Origin of the sequence: Hwanghaeella grinnelliae (assembly GCF_004005845.1) — a bacterium.
Classification (GTDB): Bacteria; Pseudomonadota; Alphaproteobacteria; order UBA8366; family Aestuariispiraceae; genus Hwanghaeella; species Hwanghaeella grinnelliae.
In genome coordinates this window covers 627841-646825 of the sequence record NZ_SADE01000003.1, presented here as the reverse complement: position 1 = coordinate 646825, position 18985 = coordinate 627841, and the positions used below count along the sequence as shown (strand labels likewise).

The window sequence follows — 18985 nt, the reverse complement described above, 5'->3', positions numbered from 1 at the left end:
GTATGGCATCGACACAACCCGCCGCGAAGATCACCCCGCTAGGCGGCAATCTGCAACCTGTCCAAGGACCACGCAAGGACAACAGCGTTCACTTCGGCGCCGGAGAGTATCTTTTCTTCGAAGGCGAGGACAGCGACGTCGCCTATCTGATCCGTTCCGGCACGGTCTGGCTGACGAAGGATACCGGGAAAGGCGAGGTTCATCTGCGCCGCATCCACGCGGGCGAATTGTTCGGCGAAATGGGAATCATTGACGGGAAGCCGCGCAGTGCCTCCGCTTACGCGGAAACGGATGTCGTGGTGGAGCGGTTTGCCGTTTCCGAATTCCTGGCCCGGATGGAACAGGACCCGCAATTCGCCCTCGACCTCGTGAATCGCCTGATCGGCAATTTGCGGGAAACCAATGACCGAATGGCGCATCAGTATTTCTTGAAATCCCAGTTGGAGAACAAGGTGCGCGGCGGTGATATGGGGGAGACACCCACTCCCCTGCGAAAACGGCTCTCGCCTATCGGTGCGATGCGCCGGTTCTTTTCCTCGTCCGACGATTTGTCCGAGTTCCGACCGGATGCCGTGGAACTGGAACAAAGCCGTTTTCCGATGATCGCCAAGGTCACTTTGTATCTGATCGTCGGGTTCTTTCTCTCGGTACTCACCTGGGCTTCCTTTGCGGAAATTGATACGGCGGTCATCGCCCCGGGCCGGGTCGCGCCGGCCGTTCCCAATATCCTGGTTCAGCCGGTCGAAACCGCGGTGGTCCTGGGTATCGAGGTGAAGGAAGGGGACATCGTCGAAGAAGGGCAGTTGTTGGCGACTTTGGATGCGACTTTTGCTGAAGCAGACCTCCAGGCAAGCCGATCCAGCCTGATCAGCATTGCGGCTGAGGAGCGGCGGTTGACCGCGGAGCTTGCCGCAAGCGATCCGGAAAGTTTTTCACCCGTTCCAGCGATTGATCTTTTGCAGAGGGAGATTTTCGACCGGCGGCGCGCCGAATATGTCGCGACCCTGTCATCCTGGAACGAACGAATTTCCCAGCTTGAGGCGGACCTCGTCATCAACCGGCAGGACGCGGCAGACATGGCTGAGCAGGTTGAGGTGCTGAGAGAGATCGAAGGCATGCGCATCAAGCTGATGAACGACGGATATGGGTCGCGCGTTCAGTTCCTGGTGGCCAAGAATCAGCGATTGTCCGTCGAGCGCGAGCAGCGCCGCCTGTTGAGCGTTCGTCAGCGCCTCATTCATGAACGGGAAGCCGCACGGCAGGACCGTGAAGCCTATACCAGCAACCATCGATCCCAGATCGCGCAACAACTTGCCGCGACACGTCGTCAACGTCAGGAGATGGAAGAGAGACTGAAGAAGTCCGAACGGCGCGAAAGTCTTGTTTCACTGACGGCGCCCGCCCGTGGAATCGTGTTGGACATTGCGGATCGCTCTGCCGGGTCCGTGGTGCAGCAGGCCGAACCTTTCTTTACGATCGTGCCATTGGATGTCGAGTTGCAGATGGAAGCGAGTGTTGCGCCGAAAGACGTCGGCCAGATTAAGGTTGGCGATCCGGTGCGGATAAAGTTGGACGCTTTGCCTTTCCAAAAATTCGGCAGCCTTCAAGGAACGGTCCTTTTGATCAGCGAGGACACGGTCAAGGCCGAGGATGGAAAATCCGAACCCACCTACCGGACCAAGGTTGAGATCACCGACCATGATTTACGCAGCGTGCCCGCGAATTTCCGATTGATTCCAGGCATGACGGGAACGGCCGAGATCACCGTCGGCAAACGCAAGGTGATCTCTTACTTCGTCTATCCGATCGCGCGCGCCTTGGACAACAGTTTCAAGGAACCGTGAAGCTCTCTTTTCACCGCCCTCATGCGCACCGTTTGCGGCCACATCTGAATGTATTGAAAGAAGAGCCTCCTCCACAGTGGTGGCAGTGCAGAGAGTAGGATTCTAGGAAGTCGACGAGAGGATATGTCTCGTCATCTTCGTACTCTACGATTTGGGAAAAATCGATTTGGAACAGAGAACTTTTCGGACAATCGGCGCACCCTTTTGCGGGCGTGCGTTACCCCTGTCTTAGGGGCGTTCCGTAACCTAAATGTCCGGGTTGGGCCATTTGGTTGTTGGTGGGTGCAGCAGGGCTCGAACCTGCGACCCGCTGATTAAGAGTCAGCTGCTCTACCATCTGAGCTATGCACCCATTGCCTTGGCGGCAAAGGCCCGGAGGGCGGCTTTTGATAAAGCCGTTCCGGGCAGGCGCGGGTAATACCAAATGCGGTTTGGCTTGCCAAGCCTGTATTCATGCTCTGCCGGCGCTATCGCTTGGTCGGGGCATCTGGCGGTATTTCGGGCTCTGACATCGCCGACCCGTAATACGAGGAAGCTAGGGCGCGGATTCGTCCCAGCGCCGGCCGATCCGTGTTTCCCGATGGATATACACATTCATCAGCCAACCGAAACCGATCATCACCGTCAGCATGGCCGTTCCGCCGAAAGAAATCAGCGGCAAGGGCGCGCCGACAACCGGGATCAAGCCGAGCACCATGGAAACATTGACGAAGACATAGAGCGCCAAGGTCGAAACAACGCCCATCGCCAGCAGCCGGCTGAATTGCGTGCGCGCCCGCATGGCGATGATCAGACCGTAGAGCATGATCGCGCCATAAAGCGCGAGGACGATCCCGCCGCCCATCAATCCGAATTCTTCGGTCAGCATAGTAAAGATGAAATCTGTCTGTTTCTCGGGCAAGAAGTTCAGATGGCTTTGCGTGCCCTGTAGAAAACCTTTGCCGGAAAATCCGCCGGATCCGATGGCGATTTTGGACTGCATGATGTTGTAGCCGGCACCGAGTGGGTCCCGTTCAGGGTCCAGGAATGTGAAAACCCGTTGTTTTTGATAGTCGTGAAGCGAACTCCACAAGAATGGGACGGCGGCCAGGACCGATGCAATGACGGCCAGGAATTTCCAAATCCGAACACCGGCGAGATAGAACATGATGCCCCCGCCGGCGATCAGCATCACGGTGGTGCCGAGGTCTGGCTGACGCAGTATGAGCAGGGCCGGCGCGGCAACGAGCAATAGGGGAACGATTAAGACGGTGGGCCGGCCGATGTCCTCAATTGAAATCCCGTGGAAGTATCGCGCCAGGGCCAGCACGAGCATGATTTTCATCGGTTCGGACGGCTGCAGGTCGAGCACCCAAAGGCTGATCCAACGCTGTGCGCCTTTTCTTTCTTCACCAAAGAGTTCTACAGCGACCAAGGCGAGCAGGGCGAGGAAATAAAGCACATAGGCGTAGCGCAGCCACAGGCGTATATCGACGAGCGCAATAAACAGCATCAGCACCACGCCGCCGCCAAAGATTGAAGCCTGCCGGATCGCCCAAGGCGACCAACTGCCATTGGCCGCGGAATACAACATAGCGAAACCGATGCAGGCAATGCTGGTGACGAGCAGCACCAACAGCCAATTGATCTGAAAAACCTTCTGCTGCAACGTCAGTTCGGGAACGCCGAATTCGCTCATACCTGACCGCATCAGCCGGTCCTCCGGTTCGCGTCGTTCTCACCGGTTTCAGTGGGCGTGACGGCATTTTCATCTTCATCGAAGAAAAGACGTTGGGTTTCTTTCAATACGTCGCTTGCAATCGGCGCCGCTACGCTAGAACCACCGCCGCCGTGTTCCACGATAACGGACACGACGAAACGGGGGTCGTGAACCGGGGCATATCCGACAAACAGGGCATGGTCCCGCAGGCGCCATTCCATTTCTTCCGATTTTCGAACACCTGTATCGCGTTCTGCCTTGCTGATGCGGCGAACCTGGGCCGTTCCGGTCTTGCCCCCCATCGCCCTGTCAGGTTCCTTGATAGCTGATCGGCGGGCTGTACCCCGCGGGCTGTTCACCACCTCGTCCATCCCTTGCATGATGATCCGCAAATGGTCCGGATTGATGTTCAAGGACGGTATTTCCTGTTCCGTCCGCTCATGCGCGTCCCTGCCGTCGATCTGATCAACGGAAAGGAAGGGGGACACGGCTTTCCCGCCATTGACGATCCGCGCGGTCATGACGGCAAGTTGCAGCGGTGTGGTCAGAACATAACCCTGTCCGATCCCAACGATCAGCGTTTCGCCGGCATGCCAGGGCTGGCCCCGCTTGTCCCGTTTCCATTGTTTGGTGGGGATCAAGCCGCCCCGTTCGCCCAATAGATCGATGCCGGTTGGTGCGCCCAGGCCCAGCTTGTTGGCCGCCTTTGCAATCGCGTCGACGCCGATCCGGCGGGCGACGTCATAGAACCAGACGTCGCAAGATTCCCGCAGGGCGTCGACCAGTTCCATATGGCCGTGGCCATACCGTTTCCAGCAATGGAACCGGCGGTCCCCCAGCCGCATGTGGCCGGGGCAGAAAACACTATGATCCGGCGAAATGCCGTTTTCCAGTGCCGCCAGGGCGACTGCGGCCTTGAAGGTGGATCCAGGGGCATATTGCCCGGCGACCGCCTTGTTGGTCAGCGGGGAATACGGATTGTTGACCAAGTCGTTCCACTGCTTGGTGCTGAGCCCTTCGCTGAACGTATTCGGGTCATAGGCGGGAATGGAGGTAAGCGCCCGCACGGCCCCGGTCTTGGCGTCCATCACCACGACGGCCGCGGATTTTTCATCCTTGATCCGTTCGGCGATCATCTGCTGCAGGCGCATGTCCAGGGTCAGTTTCAACTCTCGGCCGGGTTGCCCCTCCTGCCGATCGATTTCCTTGATTACGCGGCCAAGTGCGTTGACCTCCACCTGACTGGTGCCGCCCTGTCCGCGCAGCGCCAGATCATAGCGCTTTTCGATCCCGTTCTTGCCGATCCGGAAGCCAGGCAGTTCCAGCAACGGATCGCCGGAGAGATCTTCTTGAGAAACCGATGAAACATAGCCGACCACATGCGCCATATCCGGCCCATAGGGGTAGTGGCGCGATTGGCCGACATCAATGCTGATGCCGGGCAGGTCCGGTGCGTTGACGCCGATGCGGCTTACTTCTTCCCAGGTCAGATTATCGCGGACGGTGATCGGCACGAAGCTGCGGCGACGCTGAGTTTCCCGCAGGACTTTCGCAATTTCATGTTCTTCCAAGTCAATGACCTGGGCCAATCTGGCGAGGACTTCCTCGACATCCTTGGCCTGTTCGCGCACGAGGGTGACCTGATAATTCTGGATATTGATGGCCAGATAGTCGCCGTTGCGATCGACGATGAAGCCGCGCGGCGGCGCCAGAAGCCGGAAATTTATCCGGTTGTCTTCCGCCAGCATTTTATAGCGCTCGGATTCAACGACTTGCAGGTAATACATCCGCGCTGTCAGGCCGCCCAGTAAAGCCATCTTCGCACCGGTAAGCAGGGCGGCGCGCCGGGTAAATGTTTTCGAACGGGTGCGTTCCGGCTTCATGACGTCAGTGCTCCGGCATGGGGATCAGTTTGTGCACTGACGAGAAGAGCAGGGACAACAATGGATAAACACCGACCGAAGAGACATAGGTGAAAAAGCCGGGCAGGGGATCGAGAACCGTGCCGCCCAGCGCGGAGATGAGAATCCAGCGCAGCGCTTCCACCGCACCGGCAACCAGCATGAAACCCCACCAAACGACACCGAACGATTTGCCCAGAAAGACCCGCCGCTGACCCGCGACGAGACCATAGGCGGCAAGATAGGCCAGGGCATTCACGCCCAGCGGTCCGCCGATCAGTATGTCGTGGAACAGGCCGACCAGGAAAACCAGGATCAACGGCATCATTTGTGGCCGATAGATCGCCCAATAGTAAAGGGACGCGAGGACAAGCATGGGGGCGACTGGCGCGTAGCTCGGTGCGTGCAGGGGAACAACACCCAGAATGGCGAGCAGAATCGTCAGGGCAACCGGCAGAGAGAACCGCAGGTACAAGTCCAGCCGTTGCAGGAGTGTCATCTGCATTGCAAAACCTTGGGTCAAATCATGACCTCGTGAGGCCGCAGCCAAAGAAAACCTGCGCCGTTACTACTCGCTGACACCGGCGCTGGGGGGCGTCAGAATTCCGTCTCGTCCAAAGTCGACCAACCGAATAAAGCGCAAACGGTCTTCGCTGGCAAAGGCTCGTACGCGTACGCCGGCTTCGCCAACCTCGGTGATCTCACCAACCGGCAGGCCCGGGGGGAATGCATCCCCATGGCCGGACGTTACGATGCGCTGACCTTTTTTAACCGTCGCATTGGCGGACAGGAAGACCAGACGAGGGGTTTGCGAATTGTCGCCTGCGAGGACGGCGCGAATTCGTGTTTCCTGAACCATCACCGGAATACGGCTGTTCAAATCGGTAATCAAAAGGACCCGGGCGGAGTTTTCGCCGACAGACGCGACCCGGCCCAGCAGACCGTCGCTGACCAGCGCGGCTTGGCCCTTTTTGACACCGCCATCGGACCCTTCGTTGATCAGGATGCTGCGGACGAAGGCGCCACCCCGGTCACCCACGACGCGGGCGGTAATATAGCGGACGGCGTCTTTGGGCTGGTAGGCCAGCAATTCACGCAGCTGGTCGTTTTCGCTTTGCAAATTCAGCGCGGCGGACTGCCATTGTTTGAGGCGTGCGTTTTCCTCGCGAAGGCGTGCGTTTTCGTCACGAAGCGCAAAAAGCTGCTCCGCTTCGTCTACGACACGGGCGGCCGTCGCAACAGGTTGTGCAATAGCGTCCAACAACGGCGTAACCAGATCGGTCACTTCGGTGCGGGCGCGTTCAAAGGTTAGGGGATCGGCCTTGCCGACAAGCATGATCGCGACGGCGCAGGCGAGAAGCAGGACGAATGCGAACCTTTGCGCGAAAGAGCGCAAGGGTACCGCTATCCTCATCATTGTTGTTCCCGACCGTGGCGCCATTGCTAAATTGGCCCTTTGCAGTTCCGGCTACGCGACTACCGCGTCCCCGATTGCCGCAGTTTTATCATCCAAAGGTTAATACATGCTTATCAGAACGTTACGCAAAGTCCGCATTTCTTCCAGGCAACGTCCGGTGCCCAATGCGACGCAGGAAAGCGCGTCATCGGCGATGGAGACGGGCAGTCCTGTGGCGTGCCGCAGGACGAAATCCAGGTTCGACAGCATGCCGCCGCCGCCCGTGAGTACGATCCCCTTGTCGACGATATCCGCCGCCAGTTCGGGCGGGGTCTGTTCCAGGGCGACCTTCACCGCTTCGACGATCGCACCGACCGGTTCGGCCAGGCTTTCCGCGATCTGACGTTCCGAGATGACGAGTTCCTTCGGAACGCCGTTCATCAAGTCGCGACCCTTTATTTCCATCAGCTTGCCGTCACCGTCCGTGGGTTGGCAGGCTGATCCGATTTCCTTTTTGATCCGTTCCGCAGATCCCTCACCAACCAGCAGGTTATGGTTCCGGCGGATATAGGCGATGATCGCCTCATCCATCTTATCGCCGCCGACGCGGACGGAACGGGAATACACGATGCCGCCAAGTGAGAGGACCGCGACTTCGGTCGTACCGCCGCCGATATCGACCACCATGGACCCTGTCGGCTCCGTCACCGGCAGATTGGCCCCGATAGCAGCCGCCATGGGTTCCTCGATCAGGAAGACGCGACGGGCGCCGGCGCTTTCCGCTGATTCCTGGATCGCGCGCCGTTCCACCGCCGTCGATCCCGACGGGACGCAGACGATGACTTGCGGGCTGGCGAAGCTGCGACGGTTATGCACTTTGCGAATGAAGTGCTTGATCATTTCCTCGGCGACTTCGAAGTCGGCGATAACGCCGTCCCGCAGCGGGCGGATGGCTTGAATATTTCCGGGCGTGCGGCCCAGCATCATTTTTGCCTCGTCGCCGACAGCCAGAACCTGTTTCTTGCCTTTAACTTCGGCGATGGCAACGACCGACGGTTCGTTCAGAACGATCCCACGGCCCTTTACATAGACCAGCGTGTTTGCGGTCCCAAGATCGATCGCCATATCAGCGGACAGAAAGCCGAGGAGTCGGGAGAACATTGTCGTCAGTAACCTTCTCGTTGGTGGGGGGCGCTGGCGTTGTGGGCATCGGTCGCGGCATCACGGTCGTTTGCAGCGATCCTGGTGGGGAAATCTTTCCCCAGGACCCGTTGCTCGGCCGCCGAAACATGCCGGTAGATTTCTACTGTCAGCCCCATCGCGGGCCATCCCCCGCTTGCCGATGATCGCCGTTCGGTTCCGAATGCCCCATGGACCCTCTCAAAAGGTCGTCAGGAGTCAAAAGGTCAAAAAACGACAAATCGGCAATAATTGAAGTAGTGCACCAATAGTCCCATCTAACTTCGACGGAAGTTACTGGCATTTAGTCTCGTAAGCAATGATGTTTGTCCCAGAAATCTTAAAATTCGGTAAAAGAGCGAAGTATTTAGTTGTTGCGGCAACGAATGGCTTAAATTGGCTGTTTTCTGGGGAATTTTCCAATGTTTTGGAAGCCTGCACCGTGGCGTTCGATAAGAATTATGTAATGTCCAAGTAAAAACTTACTTGTGAACCAAGAAACCGTTTAGTCTTCAAAGGTTGTTGGCGCAACGAAATTGGAAGATGGTTGTTAAACAATAAGTTAGTGTTCTGCCTGAGTGTTGAGGGGAATGACAAAGAAAACGGGCGCCACCCATGGATGACGCCCGTTCAGGAAATTGCAGCCCGCGTCGCCGCGGGCGCTGGGTCTTAGTTCTTGGTCTTGTCGACCAGGGCCTTTTCCGAAATCCACGGCATCATACCACGCAGCTTTTCGCCGACCTCTTCGATCGGGTGCGCGTCGTTCAGGCGACGGGTGGCTTTGAAGCTGGTTTGGTTGACCTTGTTTTCCAACATCCAGTCGCGGGTAAATTTACCGGATTGAATATCGGTCAGAACGCGCTTCATCTCAGCCTTGGTTTCTGACGTGATGATCCGCGGGCCGGTGACATACTCACCATACTCCGCGGTGTTGGAGATGGAGTAGTTCATGTTGGCGATGCCGCCTTCGTAGATCAGATCGACGATCAGCTTCACTTCGTGCAGGCATTCGAAATACGCCATTTCCGGGGCATAGCCGGCTTCAACCAGGGTTTCGAAACCAGCACGGATCAGTTCGACAAGCCCCCCGCAAAGGACGACCTGCTCACCGAACAGATCGGTTTCGCATTCTTCCTTGAAGGTCGTCTCGATAATGCCGGCCCGGCCGCCGCCATTGGCGCAGGCGTATGACAGCGCGATTTCCAGCGCATTGCCGGACGCGTCCTGGTCAACAGCGACCAGGGTCGGCACACCGCCGCCACGCAGATATTCGGAACGGACCGTATGACCCGGACCCTTCGGCGCGATCATGAAGACATCCAGGTCTTTACGGGCTTCAATCAGGTTGAAATGCACGTTCAGGCCGTGGGCGAAGCAAAGTGCCGCGCCTTCCTTCATGTTTTCGTGCAGTTCGTCACGGTAGATATCGGCCTGCAATTCGTCCGGCGTCAGCATCATGACGACATCGGCCCAGCCGGCGGCTTCGGTCGGCGTCATGCAGGTAAATCCGGCGGCTTCGACCTTGGCACGGGTGGCGGAGCCTTCGCGCAGGGCGACGCGAATATCAGCGACACCGCTATCGCGCAGGTTCATGGCATGGGCGTGGCCTTGGCTACCATACCCGACGATCACGACTTTTTTGGTTTTGATTAGATTTACATCCGCATCGCGGTCATAATAAACGCGCATTTCGGCGTCCCCTTCCTCACAGTACGTTTGGGTAACATTCGATCTTGAAAGCTCGCGTGTTTCTAGCGATCTTGCGCCGCAAGGGCAACGCTTGAAACGGCTGAACGCGTTGGATTTCAAGCATTACTGTTGTGCGGCCCGTGCAATTTTCCCGACATTTTTGGATCGTCCCTTTACCCGATCACGGTCCCACGAAAACGAGGGCAGTTTTATCGATCGGATGCGCCGTCCCGTGGTCGAGGAAACGTATCGGACTTCACTGTTCTCAGTGGGGCAAATTCACGCGAACCGTCACCGGGCTTTCGTCCGGCGATTTGGTCACGGCATCAGACCGAGGTGATGGACGCCCCGCGTGAAACGGCGACAATCCCCGACCGTGCGATTTCCGTCTCACCCAGTGCCCGCATCAATTCGATGAAACTATCCACCTTGTCCGGCGAACCGCCGATCTGAAAGATGAACGACTCCAAGGTTGTGTCCGCAACCGTTGCCCCGAAAATGTCGGCAATCCGCAGGCTTTCGCGGCGTTGATGCTCCGTGGCGCGCACTTTGACCAAAGCCAGTTCCTTCTCCACCGAAGGGCCTTCGATCGTCAGATCGTGGACGTTGTGAACCGGGACGAGTCGGTTCAACTGCGCCTTGATCTGTTCGATGATCATTGCCGTGCCCGTGGTGACGATGTTGATCCGGCTGACGGATTCATCTTCGGTGACGGTCGAAACGGTAAGGCTCTCGATGTTGTAGCCCCGGCCGGCGAACAAGCCGATCACACGGGCCAGAACGCCGGGCTCGTTGTCAACGATCACCGCGAATGTGTGGCGGCGGACTTCTTTGTCCGGGTCCTGGAAGGTATAGGCGGCGCCCGGTTGCTGCGGGCTCGCTGTCGCATTGGAAGCCATGGGAAAATCCTCAGGTTTTCAGGCTGCCGCCGCGTGTGGGACGCGGCGGCGCCAGTTTTATGGAAAGAAGAGCAAGCGGGACGCTATCAAACGAGAACCTTGCCCTTGTCGTCGATCGCATTCGCGTCAGCTGCCAAAAGCATGTCGTTGTGGGCTGCTCCCGACGGAATCATCGGGAAGCAGTTTTCCGCCGCGTCGACCGCAATATCGGCGATGACCGGGCCCGGATAGTCCAGCATCTCCTGAATCGTTGCGTCCAACTCGGACGGCTTGGTCGCCCGAAGGCCCTTGCCGCCATAGGCATCGGCCAATTTGACGAAGTCGGGCAGCGCTTCGGAATAGCTTTCCGAATACCGGCCCCCATGCAGCAGTTCCTGCCACTGGCGAACCATACCCATATATTTGTTGTTCAGGATAAAGACCTTGACCGGCAGGCGGTATTGGACCGCCGTGGACATTTCCTGAATGTTCATCAGGATCGACGCTTCGCCGGCGATGTCGATGACAAGGTCGTCCGGATGCGCGATCTGGGCGCCAACGGCTGCCGGCAGGCCGTAGCCCATCGTACCCAAACCACCGGATGTCATCCATTTGTTCGGACCGTAGAAATTGAAGTGCTGAGCGGCCCACATCTGGTGCTGCCCGACCTCGGTCGTGATATAGGGATCGCGGTCCTTGGTCATTTCGAACAAGCGGCGGATAGCCTGCTGCGGCTTGATCTGCTCGTCATTCGTCGTGAAGTCGAGGCACTTAATGCTGCGCCACTCGTCGATCTTGCGCCACCAAGCGGCCAAAGCGTCCTGGTCTGGTTGGCGCTGACGGCTCTTATAAACCTTAATCATGTCTTCCAGGAAATGGCCGACATCGCCAACGATGCCGAGATCCACCTGGACGTTTTTGTTGATCGAGGACGCGTCGATATCGACGTGGATTTTCTTGGAATTCGGCGAAAAGGCATCGAGCCGCCCGGTGATCCGGTCGTCGAAACGCGCGCCCAGGCAAAGCATGACGTCGCAGTCATGCATGGTCCAGTTGGCCTCATAAGTGCCGTGCATTCCCAGCATGCCCAGGAATTGGGGTGAACTTGCCGGCAGCGCACCCAACCCCATCAGGGTCAAGGTGGTCGGGAAATTGGTCATCCTGACAAATTCAGTCAGCAATGTGCTGGCGGCGGGGCCCGCATTGATGATGCCACCGCCCGCGTAGATCACCGGACGTTTCGCGGACAGAAGCAGGTCCACGGTCCGTTCCACCTTTTCGCGGTCCGGTTTCACCTTCGGTCGATACGTCTTGTGCTGCACATTTTCCGGGCCGGAATAGGGGCCGGCAGCGAACTGCACGTCCTTCGGAATATCGATAACAACGGGCCCCGGCCGTCCGCTGCGCGACACATAGAAAGCTTCATGCATCGTTTTCGACAGATCGTTGACGCTTTTCACCAGATAATTGTGCTTGGTGCAGGGGCGCGTAATGCCGGTCGTGTCGCATTCCTGGAAGGCGTCGTTGCCAATCAGATGGGTTGGCACCTGGCCGGTCAGGCAAACGATCGGAATGGAATCCATAAGGGCGTCGGTCAGGCCGGTCACCGCGTTGGTGGCGCCTGGACCGCTGGTCACCAGCACCACGCCCACCTTACCGGTGGATCTCGCATAGCCTTCCGCGGCATGCACCGCGCCTTGCTCGTGCCGGACCAAGACGTGGCGGATCTTGTTCTGCTTGAACAGCTCGTCATAAATCGGAAGGACCGCACCGCCCGGATAGCCGAATACGACATCTACACCCTGATCCACCAAAGACTTGATGATGATCTGGGCGCCGCTCATCGATATCGTACTCATGACTAGGTTCCTTGTGTCTTTTCAGTCTCCCCGGCGGCGATACCAAGCCCGGCGCCGGAATGGCGCCGACCGCTTCAAAAAAATGCAGCCGAGATGTGAAACACGGGCCTCCCGGCCCGCGCGGGCGCACAATATGGGCCGTGTATTAGCTGGTCAACCCGTTTTCACGAATAAATGCAAAAAAAGAGGTCGTTAAACTTTCTGAAAATTTCGCATTGATAGAAAAATTTATAATAATCTGACTTTTCAGCCAGGTATTTTGCCTTTTTGCGTAGCGGCGGCTCTTTGTCGCGGCCGATGTGACGGCTTCCGGCAATGTCATTTCGCCGTGCAGAAAGGCCCGCAATTCGGGCACACCGAGTGCTTTCATGGCCGGCAGCTTCGGGTCCAAATGGCGCTCGTCCAGTCGGCGAACTTCGTCCAACGCGCCCAGTTCGACCATTTGGTCGAACCGTTTGTTGATCCCTTCATAAAGCACGTCCCGCGGCGGCAGAAGCGCGACGGTATGGAAATGCAGATCCGCGGGCGGGCCATCCGGCGCGTCATTCTGCCAATCGGCAAGGCTGCGGCCCGTCGCGGTCACGACTTCAAGCGCGCGGCAGATGCGCTGGCTGTCGGTCGGGTTCAGGCGGGATGCCATTTCAGGGTCCTGTTCGGCGAGAAGCGCATGCATCGCCACCGGCCCCTCGCGGTCGCATCTTTCTCTTACCGCCGATCGAATGTCGTCAGGAATGTCCGGTGTCGGGGAAAGCCCTTCGATCAAGGCTTTCAGATACAGGCCCGTTCCACCGCAAAGGATCGGCAGGCGTCCGGCTTCGTGGGCGGTCTCGATCTCCGTCAGGGCCAGGTCGCGCCAACGTGCGGCGGAGCAAACCTCCGCCGCATCAAGTATCCCGTAAAGGCGATGCGGGGCGGTGGCCTCGTCTTCTTCGCTTGGGCGTGCCGTAATGATCCGCAGATCGGCATAGATCTGCATCGAGTCCGCATTGATAACGGTCCCGTTGCATTCTTGCGCCGCCCGAAGCGCCAAGGCTGATTTACCTGACGCGGTCGGACCGGCGATGACGAGAATGGGACGCGGCCCGGTCGTTGGCACGGCGTGATCCCTGAGCGCGGGCGCGGCGGTTAACCCGCGGCCCGATTGAGGACGCCGGTCGTCACGTATTGCAGCGTGCGGACCACTTGTTCAGGCGTTCGCGCCACCGCTTGCGCGCCGCCGTCCACTTCCTTCAGGGCGTGGTTGATCGCCTCGTCATGCAACGTGATGTATGGCGTGCCGAGGGCCGAACAGATACCCGCATCATAGGCCGCGTTCCACTGTTTGTATTTGTCGCCGAAGCGGATGACAGCCGCATCTGCCTGTTCGATCAGGGTGCGCGTCCGGATAGCATTCATCCGACTGCCCATCTGGTCCTTCCAAAAATCGCTAGGTGCATCGCCCATGATGGCGACGCCGCAATCATCGCTATCCTCGTGGATCGTGACCGGGGAAACGAAATGGATCGGCAAACCCAAGGCTTTGGTGCCTTCTTCGATCTGTTCGCGCCAGTCTGTGTGGATTTCCCCGGAAAGGTAAACGGTCCATTCTAGGCCGGACATGGTCGGTCCTCCCTTAAGTGCTGTTTGATGTTCCGCTAAGGTCATAGCCGAGCGGACCCCGCTTGGCCAACCTGGGTAAAGGCCTGGACAGTTGCAATTCGATTAAAGATGTATTGGAAAATGAGCTTCGCGCTTGCAGGAAACGGGGAGCGTCGCTACAGGACCGCTATGACCGCTTTTCTGATCCTTGTTGCCCCGCCATCCAGGCCGCTGACGGAATCCGATCTCTCCGAGGCGCAAACCGCGTTGGAAAACCTCGGCGCCACGCCGGCTATTCCCAATTGGCTTCAAGCGGGGAAAGCCGCGGAAATCCGCTTCGATGCGGTGGACCCCGGACGTTTTCGGTCCGTCCTGAACTTTGAAGGGCTGGATTGGGCGATTACTTTCCTGGGAAAGCGCCGAAAAGCTGTCCTCGTCGCGGACATGGATTCCACCATGATCGAGATTGAGACCTTGGATACGCTCGCGGCGGAACTGGGGTTGGGCGAAGCGATCGCGGAAATCACCAGACGGTCGATGAATGGCGAGTTGGACTTTGCGGCGGCGCTGCGGGAGCGCGTGGCGATGCTGGAGGGATATCCGGCGGAACAGGCGATGCAGACCGTGATGGACCGGGTGACCTATACGCCCGGTGGCAAGGTCGCGATTGCAACCATGCGGGCTTATGGATCCTATTGCGCCCTTGTATCGGGCGGCTTCACCTTCACGACTGAGACGGTTTATGCCGAGCTCGGGTTCCACGAACACCGCGCCAATGTTTTAGAGATCAACGACGGCCGACTGACCGGTAAGGTGGCTGAACCGATTGTGGCCCGGGATACGAAACTGACCACGGTTCGTGAACTATGCGTGAAGCAGGGCGTCGAGCTGGAAGACGCCTGCACGGTCGGTGACGGGGCTAATGATTTGGACATGCTGCGGGCGACCGGGCTGGGCGTGGCCTATTATGGGAAACCCATCGTGCGGGCCGAAGCGTCCTTCAGGATCGACCACACCGATCTTTCCACACTGCTTTTCTACCAGGGATACAGTCGGGACGAGTTTATCGGGGCCTGACCCCTTCCCCGCCCGCCGCCTTCTGTCTACTCTCCCCACCGGTCAATTCTAACTTGGCCAAGAAACAATGACCCAGGGGGATTCAGAGATGGAAGGCGATGTAACGGCAAACGGGGTGCGGCTGCATTACAAGATCGACGGGCCGGATGAGGGGATACCCTTGGTCTTCTGCAACTCGCTCGCCACAGATCTGAACATGTGGAACGAACAGATTGCGGCGCTGGCCGACAAATACCGAATCCTGCGCTACGACCGGCGGGGGCATGGGCAAAGCGAAGCCAAAGACGAGCCGATCGAAATCAAGACCCTTGCCGACGATGTCGTTGCGCTTGCCGAGGCACTGGGGTTCAAGGGCGCGCATTTCTGCGGTCTGTCCATCGGCGGGATGACCGGTCAGGCGCTCGGACTCTATCATCCGGGTGTTTTCAAATCCTTGGCCCTCTGCGCGACCACAAGCGCGATCCCGAAGGAAATGCACCAGACTTGGATCGACCGTGTCGCGACCGTAAAGGAAAACGGAATGGAGGCGATGGGTGACACAACAGTGCAGCGTTGGTTCACCGAGGACTGGATTTCCGCCAATCCGAGCCGGGTCGCCGAGGTGAGGTCGATGATCGTGAATACCTCTATTATCGGTTATTCCCGCTGCTGCGAGGCGATCTCGCGTCTCGACTACACAAGCCAGTTGGGCAGCATCAAGACGCCGACCATTATCATACCAGGCGAAGTCGATCCCGCCTTGCCGCCAGCGATGTCGGACGTCATCCACGAGAATCTGCCGGGATCGCGTTTGGAGACGGTGAAGGGTGCCGCACATCTCTGCAACGTCCAGGCCCCTGATCAGTTCAACGATATCCTGCGACGCTGGTTGGATGAGCAATCTGCATAATGCTGGGTGTATCCGGACACCTAAAGAAAAAGCCCCGGCCTAGGCCGGGGCTTTTCTGTTTTAGAGCTGGTATCGGTGGTTGGCCGGATCAGCCTTCTTTGAACCTGACCGCCTCAAAACGGAGCGAACCGCCTTGATTGATCAGCATCAGAACTGATTTCTTGCCTTCCGCTTTGGCAGCTTCGATCTGTTTCGCGACATCGTCCGGGGAAGTAACCTTCTCCTGGTTGACCTCAACGATGATGTTTCCCGGGCGGAGCTGTTTTTCCGCCGCATCGCTGGACGGGTCGACCTTGGTGATGACGACGCCTTCGATATCAGCACTCAGGCCGAATTCCTGGCGGACCGCATTGCCGATTGGTGCAAGGGCTAGGCCGAGAGAGTCCAAGGCTCGCGGGCTCTCCTGGTCCTGCTGGGGCGCACCGCGCAGCGACGCCAGATCAACTTTCTCCAACTGACCCAGTTTGACGTCGAGGTCCACTTTCTTGCCTCCGCGCCAAACTTCGACCGGAACGGTATCGCCAACCGATGCGTCTGCGACCATCCGCGGCAGCCGGCGGGAGTTCGGAACTTTCTGGCCGTTAAAGGTGGCGATCACGTCGCCCGACTGGATGCCGGCAGCTGCGGCAGGGCTGTCGTCATGGACGGTCGAGACCAGCGCGCCGGAGGCTTCCGGCAGACCCATGGTCTCAGCGATTTCGTCGGTGACCTGCTGGATGGTGACGCCAAGCCAACCGCGGCGGGTCGTACCGTATTCGCGAAGCTGGGAGACGACCTTGCTGGCCAAGTTGGACGGAATGGCAAAGCCGATCCCGATGGAGCCGCCGTTGGGGGAGAAGATCGCCGTATTGATGCCGATCACTTCGCCTTCCATGTTGAACAGCGGTCCGCCGGAATTGCCTTTATTGATGGGGGCATCGGTCTGGATGTAGTTGTCATAGGGACCGGAATTGATATCCCGACCACGCGCCGAGACGATCCCCGCGGTCACTGTACCGCCGAACCCAAGCGGGTTCCCGATGGCGATCACCCAGTCGCCGACGCGTTCCGCGTCCGAATCCCCGAAGGAGACCGCCGGAAGGGGCGTCTTCGGATCAACCTTCAGAACAGCGATATCGGTTTTGTCGTCGATGCCGACGACTTCCGCTTCCAATTCCGAATCGTCATGCAGGACGACGAAAATTTCCTCGGCGTCCTTAACCACGTGGTTGTTTGTTATGATGTAGCCGGATTCGTCAACGATGAAGCCAGAGCCGAGCGACGTCGCCTTGCGGCGTTGTTCGGGCTGTCCTTCCCGGAAGCGCTCGAAGAAGTCCTCAAGCCCAGGGGGCAGATTGAACTCCGGACCGGAATGGACGCCCGCCTGTACTGTTGACGTCGTGCGGATGTTCACGACGGACGGCAGCAATTGCTCTGCAAGGTCAGCAAAGCTATCAGGTGCCCCGCGCGCGGCGGCTGTGCCCGCGCTGGTAAACGCCAATCCCACCGCCACAAAGGTGACGGCGAACATGCCGACCGCCATCGAGACGGCCTTTCTCCTTGCCGGAACTAGAATTTGTTTCACTTTGGCCGAGTACACGGTTGTCCTCCTTATGAGAGATCGAGCGGACAACCTACCGGTTTTCCGCGATCTGTTGAAATCACGACCCGGTGGACAGACCTGTCCTAGAAGGGGAACTGACACGCCGGTCCACGAAAAACTCCTTGGAATAAGGTTCATGATCCGATGTGGGGTTCTACGCGAGGAACACAATGCCGGATTGAGAGATTCCATAATGTTGCCCTAACTGTGGCAAAAATATGGCTTAAAAGAAATGGTTGGTTTGATTTCCCCAAGGGGTGGGGCGGCCATGGCGTCACACCGGAAATCGAATCCTGGTGCGGAAATTGATCAGCCTCGTGCCAACCAGACCAGGAAAACGCCGATGCCGATGGCAATGGCGCCGGCCCTGCGCAGAAGCGCAGGGTCCGACTCCAGAAGTTTTTGCATGGCTTGCCGCATGGAATCCGGGGCGGCGGCGTAGAGCAGGCCTTCGAGGACAAGGACCAAGCCGACGGCTGTCAGCAATGCCGTATAAAAGTCCTCCATACCGCCCCGGTTCCAGGATTAGTCCTGGCTAAGTTCGCGCGTGCCGCTCTCATTGCTGAAATAGCGGAAGAAATCGCCACGTGGCGGACCGACATAGGTTGTCGACTCCGACCCTAAGCCACGCTCCATGGCTTGCATGGAACGCCAGAAATCGAAGAACTCGCGGTCCTTGGTATAGGCGTCGTTGTAGATGGCCTGGGCCTGGGCATCGCCTTCACCGCGCAGGATTTCCGCGGTCTTGCGGGCCTCGGCGATGATAACGCGCTGATCGCGATCGGCTTTTGCCCGAATGGTACGGGATTCACGATCGCCACCGGCACGGATTTCGCGCGCTTCCTCTTCACGCTTCGTCTGCATGCGGCGGAAGACGGCCTGACTGTTCTCTTCAGGCAGGTCCACGCGTTTCATGCGGACATCGGCGATTTCGATCCCGAATTCCTGCGAGTTCTGCGTAGCAACCTCGGTGCTCTTCCGCATCAGGTTGGCGCGTTCCTCGGTCAGGATGCGGGACATCGGCACTTCACCCAGCGTTTGCCGCAGGGCGGAGTTGATGATGTTGGGAAGCCGCGCTTCCATGCCTGCGACCGTACCAACCGTTTGGAAAAACTTCAGCGGATCGGTAATGCGGTAGCGGGCGAAGGCATCCACGATCAGCTGCTTCTGGTCTTCCGTCGGAATTTCCTGAGAATCGCCGTCGAAATTCAAAAGGCGTTTGTCGAAATAGGTCGCTGTTTCGACGAAAGGCACTTTGACGTTGAGGCCGGGTTCCTTAATGACGCGGGTCGGTTCACCGAAACGCCGCACCAGAACCTGTTCTGTCTCGCTCACGGTAAAAAACGCCGCGGAGCCGACCAGGAAAACGGCCGCGATAATGACGAGGATTACAACCAGTCCTACATTCTTCATT

Annotated in this window: 16 protein-coding genes and 1 tRNA gene; 3 read left to right on the top strand and 14 right to left on the bottom strand. The window is 58.3% G+C overall.

From position 1 onward, the window contains the following. Positions 1-2: 2 nt before the first annotated feature. Positions 3-1844: an HlyD family type I secretion periplasmic adaptor subunit gene (locus EOI86_RS19980; protein ID WP_127767425.1), complete on the top strand. Its 1842-nt coding sequence runs from the start codon at positions 3-5 to the stop codon at positions 1842-1844. 276 nt (positions 1845-2120) lie between these two features. On the opposite strand, the gene EOI86_RS19975 is transcribed toward EOI86_RS19980, so the two are convergent. The 11 genes from EOI86_RS19975 to EOI86_RS19925 all read right to left on the bottom strand — a co-directional run bounded on the left by EOI86_RS19975 (position 2121) and on the right by EOI86_RS19925 (position 14044). Continuing rightward, a tRNA-Lys gene (locus EOI86_RS19975) sits at positions 2121-2196 on the bottom strand. A 183-nt stretch (positions 2197-2379) separates the two neighbouring features. Continuing rightward, positions 2380-3534, bottom strand: coding sequence for a rod shape-determining protein RodA (gene rodA / locus EOI86_RS19970; protein WP_240035745.1), 1155 nt, complete (start codon positions 3532-3534; stop codon positions 2380-2382). After that, complete coding sequence (gene mrdA / locus EOI86_RS19965; protein ID WP_127767424.1) at positions 3534-5426, bottom strand: penicillin-binding protein 2; 1893 nt, start codon at positions 5424-5426, stop codon at positions 3534-3536. The genes rodA and mrdA overlap by 1 nt, the downstream gene beginning before the upstream one ends. Positions 5427-5430: 4 nt before the next feature. Continuing rightward, positions 5431-5949, bottom strand: coding sequence for a rod shape-determining protein MreD (mreD, locus tag EOI86_RS19960; RefSeq protein WP_127767423.1), 519 nt, complete (start codon positions 5947-5949; stop codon positions 5431-5433). 63 nt (positions 5950-6012) lie between these two features. Beyond that, entirely contained in the window at positions 6013-6861 is an 849-nt protein-coding gene (gene mreC / locus EOI86_RS19955; protein ID WP_240035744.1) for a rod shape-determining protein MreC, read from the bottom strand. Positions 6862-6960: 99 nt separating this feature from the next. Beyond that, complete coding sequence (locus EOI86_RS19950) at positions 6961-8001, bottom strand: rod shape-determining protein (protein WP_127767421.1); 1041 nt, start codon at positions 7999-8001, stop codon at positions 6961-6963. Positions 8002-8688: 687 nt separating this feature from the next. Beyond that, on the bottom strand, positions 8689-9708 hold the full coding sequence (gene ilvC, locus EOI86_RS19945) for a ketol-acid reductoisomerase (protein ID WP_127767420.1): 1020 nt from the start codon (positions 9706-9708) through the stop codon (positions 8689-8691). Between the two features lie 326 nt (positions 9709-10034). Then, positions 10035-10607, bottom strand: a complete 573-nt coding sequence (gene ilvN, locus EOI86_RS19940; RefSeq protein WP_127767419.1) for an acetolactate synthase small subunit — start codon at positions 10605-10607, stop codon at positions 10035-10037. Between the two features lie 86 nt (positions 10608-10693). After that, a complete protein-coding gene (locus EOI86_RS19935; RefSeq protein WP_127767418.1) occupies positions 10694-12445 on the bottom strand; it encodes an acetolactate synthase 3 large subunit in 1752 nt (583 codons plus the stop codon). A 145-nt stretch (positions 12446-12590) separates the two neighbouring features. Next, positions 12591-13541, bottom strand: coding sequence for a tRNA (adenosine(37)-N6)-dimethylallyltransferase MiaA (gene miaA, locus EOI86_RS19930; RefSeq protein WP_127767417.1), 951 nt, complete (start codon positions 13539-13541; stop codon positions 12591-12593). A 29-nt stretch (positions 13542-13570) separates the two neighbouring features. Continuing rightward, positions 13571-14044, bottom strand: coding sequence for a YtoQ family protein (locus tag EOI86_RS19925; protein WP_127767416.1), 474 nt, complete (start codon positions 14042-14044; stop codon positions 13571-13573). 120 nt (positions 14045-14164) lie between these two features. Between EOI86_RS19925 and serB the strand changes: the two genes are divergently transcribed. Both serB and pcaD read left to right on the top strand, forming a co-directional pair. Next, positions 14165-15100, top strand: coding sequence for a phosphoserine phosphatase SerB (gene serB / locus EOI86_RS19920; protein ID WP_240035743.1), 936 nt, complete (start codon positions 14165-14167; stop codon positions 15098-15100). A gap of 88 nt (positions 15101-15188) precedes the next feature. Then, positions 15189-15989 (top strand): 3-oxoadipate enol-lactonase, encoded by an 801-nt coding sequence (gene pcaD / locus EOI86_RS19915; protein WP_161973917.1) that lies wholly within the window; start codon positions 15189-15191, stop codon positions 15987-15989. Between the two features lie 88 nt (positions 15990-16077). Here the strand turns inward: pcaD and EOI86_RS19910 are convergent, their stop codons facing one another. From EOI86_RS19910 to hflC, 3 genes are all read right to left on the bottom strand, one after another. Then, a complete protein-coding gene (locus tag EOI86_RS19910) occupies positions 16078-17511 on the bottom strand; it encodes a DegQ family serine endoprotease (RefSeq protein ID WP_127767414.1) in 1434 nt (477 codons plus the stop codon). Between the two features lie 369 nt (positions 17512-17880). Then, on the bottom strand, positions 17881-18078 hold the full coding sequence (locus EOI86_RS19905) for a DUF2065 family protein (RefSeq protein WP_127767413.1): 198 nt from the start codon (positions 18076-18078) through the stop codon (positions 17881-17883). An 18-nt stretch (positions 18079-18096) separates the two neighbouring features. Then, positions 18097-18984 (bottom strand): protease modulator HflC, encoded by an 888-nt coding sequence (gene hflC, locus EOI86_RS19900; RefSeq protein WP_127767412.1) that lies wholly within the window; start codon positions 18982-18984, stop codon positions 18097-18099. Position 18985 lies beyond the last annotated feature (1 nt).